General features: G+C 72.7%; 1 protein-coding gene. It reads right to left on the reverse strand.

All coding sequences use genetic code 11. The annotated features are described in order from the left end of the window. Window positions 1-2,803: bifunctional proline dehydrogenase/L-glutamate gamma-semialdehyde dehydrogenase PutA (putA, locus tag ABNT58_RS16805; RefSeq protein WP_348754595.1), on the reverse strand; the 2,803-nt coding region annotated here is incomplete at its 3' end. Window positions 2,804-2,834 lie beyond the last annotated feature (31 nt).

Genomic DNA, 2,834 nt, shown 5'->3' on the forward strand with positions numbered 1-2,834 from the left:
CGGCTGGCGGCACGAAGCTGCCGTGCGCCAGCACCGCGGCATTGCCGCCCAGCCGCTGCACCGCATGGCCGCGCTGGCGCAGCGTGGCGATGTGCGCTTCGATGCCGGCGCGGGCTTCTTCGTCGATCACCGGGCCGATGTCGGTGCTCAGCTCGTCGGGCGGCGCCAGCCGCAGTTCACGCAGCGCGCCGTGCAGCATCTGCAGCACGTGGTCGGCCACGTCGTGCTGCAGGCACAGCACGCGCAGCGCCGAGCAGCGCTGGCCCGCGCTGTCGAAGGCGGAGCTGAGCACGTCGGCCACCACCTGCTCGGCCAGCGCGGACGAGTCCACGATCATCGCGTTCTGGCCGCCGGTCTCGGCGATCAGCAGCGGCGGCCGGCCCTGTGCATCCAGCCGGCCGGCCAGGCTGCGCTGCAGCAGCCGCGCCACCTCGGTGGAGCCGGTGAACATCACGCCGCGCACCCGTTCGTCGGCCACCAGCGCGGCGCCCACCGTCTCGCCGCGGCCGGGCAACAGTTGCAGCGCGCCGCCGGGCACACCGGCCGCGTGCAGCAGCTGCACCGCCTGCGCGGCGATCAGCGGCGTCTGCTCGGCCGGCTTGGCCAGCACGGTGTTGCCGGCCGCCAGCGCGGCGGCCAGCTGGCCCACGAAGATGGCCAGCGGAAAGTTCCAGGGGCTGATGCAGACGATGGGGCCCAGCGGCCGGTGCTGCTCAGTCAGCTCGCGCCGGGCCTGGGCCGCGTAGTAGCGCAGAAAGTCCACCGCCTCGCGCACCTCGCCAATGGCGTTGGGCAGGGTCTTGCCGGCCTCGCGCACGATCAGGCCCAGCAGCGGCTGCATCTGCGCTTCCAGCGTGTCGGCGGCGCGCTCCAGCAGCGCGGCGCGGTCGGCGGCTGGCGTGGCGGCCCAGGCCGGGCCGGCGGCCACGGCGGCCGCCACCGCATCGGCCGCGTCGGCGGCGGTGGCCTCGGTCACCTGGCCCACCACGTCGCGGCGGTCGGCCGGGTTGGTCACCGGCTGCGGCGTGCCGGCGGTGCGGGGCTGGCCGCCAATCAGCGGCAGCGCCTGCCATGCGGCACCCGGGCGCAGCAGCGCGCCGGCCAGCGAGGCCAGCCGGTGCTCGTTCGACAGATCGATGCCGCTGCTGTTGGCCCGCTCGGCCCCGTACAGCGCACGCGGCAGCGCAATGCCCGGGTGCGGCAGGCCGGCCTGGCTTTCGGCCTGCGCGGCGGCGTCCACCACGGCCACCGGGTCGGCCACCAATTGCTCGATGGGCACGGCTTCGTCGGCGATGCGGTTGACGAAGGAGCTGTTGGCGCCGTTTTCCAGCAGCCGGCGCACCAGGTAGGCCAGCAGGGTTTCGTGCGTGCCCACCGGCGCGTAGATGCGGCAGGGCCGGGCCAGGCCGCCCTCGGCGCGCGGGCCCACCACCTGGCTGTACAGCGGCTCGCCCATGCCGTGCAGGCACTGGAATTCGTACTGGCCAGCGTAGTAGTTCTGCCCGGCCAGGTGGTAGATGGCGGCCAGCGTGTGCGCGTTGTGCGTGGCGAACTGCGGGTACACCGCCTCGGGCGCGGCCAGCAGCTTGCGGGCGCAGGCCAGGTAGCTCACGTCGGTGTGCACCTTGCGGGTGTACACGGGGTAGTCCTCCAGCCCGTCCACCTGCGCGCGCTTGATTTCGCTGTCCCAGTAGGCGCCCTTGACCAGCCGCACCATCAGCCGCCGCCGTGTGCGACGGGCCAGGTCGATGATGAAGTCCAGCACATGCGGGCAGCGCTTCTGGTAGGCCTGCACCACGAAGCCGATGCCGTGCCAGCCCTCCAGGCCCGGGTCGGCACACAGCTGCTCCAACAGGTCGAGCGACAGCTCCAGCCGGTCGGCCTCTTCGGCGTCGATGTTCAGGCCGATGTCGTAACTGTGGGCCAGCAGCGCCAGCTTCAGCAGCCGCGGATACAGCTCGGTGAGCGTGCGGTCGATCTGCGCCCGGCTGTAGCGCGGGTGCAGCGCCGACAGCTTGATGGAGATGCCCGGCCCTTCGTAGATGCCGCGGCCGGCCGAGGCCCGGCCGATGGCATGGATGGCCGCCTCGTAGGCGGCCAGGTAGCGCTGGGCGTCGGCTTCGGTCAGCGCGGCTTCGCCCAGCATGTCGTACGAATAGCGGAAGCCTTCGGCCTCGCGACGGCGGGCGTTGGACAGCGCTTCGTCGATGGTCTGGCCGGTGACGAACTGCTCGCCCATCAGCCGCATGGCCATGTCCACGCCCTTGCGGATCAGCGGCTCGCCGCTCTTGGCCACCACGCGGGCCAGTGCCTGGGCCAGGCCCGTTTCGGTATGGGTGGTGACCAGCTTGCCGGTGAGCACCAGGCCCCAGGTGGCCGCGTTGACGAAGAGCGAGCCACTGCGGCCCAGGTGCGAAGCCCAGTCGCCGTCGCCGATCTTGTCGCGGATGAGGGCATCACGCGTGGCCGCATCAGGGATGCGCAGCAGCGCCTCGGCCAGGCACATCAGCGCCACGCCTTCCTGCGACGAGAGCGAGAACTCCTGCACCAGGCCCTGCACCAGGCCTTCACGGCCGCCGGCCGACTTGCGCTCACGCAGCCGCGTGGCCAGCTGGCCGGCCAGGGCCTGCACCGCAGTGGCCTGGGCGGCGGGCAGCCGGGCCTGCTCCAGCAGCAGGGCCACGGCCTCGGGCTCAGGCCGGCGATAGGCGGAGGTGATGGCCGCACGCAGCACGCTTTGCGGGCGCAGGCGGGCAGCGAACTCGACGAAGGGTCGGGGGGCTTCGGTGACAACGGCATTCATGGGGCGCTCGATCCGGCTGATGCGCAGGCGC

It is taken from the genome of uncultured Aquincola sp., from assembly GCF_964001545.1.
GTDB lineage: Bacteria > Pseudomonadota > Gammaproteobacteria > Burkholderiales > Burkholderiaceae_C > Aquincola.